General features: G+C 67.2%; 1 protein-coding gene. It reads right to left on the minus strand.

The window, feature by feature from the left end; genetic code table 11:
• Positions 1-803 (minus strand): alpha/beta hydrolase (locus HR086_RS47190; protein WP_174468944.1); only part of this gene is annotated, 803 nt, incomplete at its 3' end.
• Positions 804-899: the final 96 nt, after the last annotated feature.

The raw sequence follows: 899 nt of genomic DNA on the forward strand, positions 1-899 counted from the left end.
GCCCAGTTGAGGGCGAGGTCCGCGACGGCCTCCCAGCCCGGCTGCGCCACGGTGTAGTGCGAGCGGCCCTTGAGCTCCACGTACTCCGTCACCGCCTTCGACTTCGCGTAGCGCTTCACGTTCTCCCGCTGGATTTTCGCCGGGAGGATGATGTCCGAGTCACCCGAGAGGAACAGCAGCGGCGCGCGCTCGTCGTTCTTCAGATTCACGGTGACTTCGGAGTGCGGCGTCAGGTTGGCGAGGGCGCCCTGGAACAGCGCGCGGCCCGAGCCCGGCACGTACTGCGTGCGGTACACCTCGTCCGACTCCTCCTGCGTCAGCGTGTTGGTGAAGGCGTAGTGGAACTGCTCGGGCGTCATCGGCGCGGGGCGGTTCACATTGGCGGGGTTGAGCAGCGTGGACGCAGTCGACTTGATGGTGGTGAACGGCAGCGTGTAGACGCCCTTCACCGGCGCGGAGTGGATGGCGACGCCCGCGGCGCCCACGCCCCTGTCCAACAGCATCTGCACGAAGGCGCCGCCGTACGAGTGGCCCATGAGGATGGGCGGGGTGGGCAGCGCGCGGATGATGCGCTCGTAGTGGTCGACAATCTGCTTCACGCGCAGATTCTCCAGCGGCGTCGGGTCCTTCTGGAGCGCCTCCACGCCGACCTCCAGGCCGGGCCACGACGGGGCGATGACGCGGTAGCCGGCCTTCGTGAAGCGGTCAATCCAGCCCTGCCAGCTACGGGGCGTCATCCACATGCCGTGGACGAGGACGATGGTGTCGGGCTGGGTCTGGGTCTTCTGGACGGTGGCGCTCATGGCGTACTCCCTCTTGGTTTCACCGCGTCTGCCGCGGTGTGCGTTGCTGACAAGAGGAACAGTAGAGACCTGGGCGTCCGCGAAAAATGGGGCGCC

This window comes from Myxococcus sp. CA039A, assembly GCF_013336645.1.
In the GTDB taxonomy this organism is placed as follows: Bacteria; Myxococcota; Myxococcia; order Myxococcales; family Myxococcaceae; genus Myxococcus; species Myxococcus llanfairpwllgwyngyllgogerychwyrndrobwllllantysiliogogogochensis.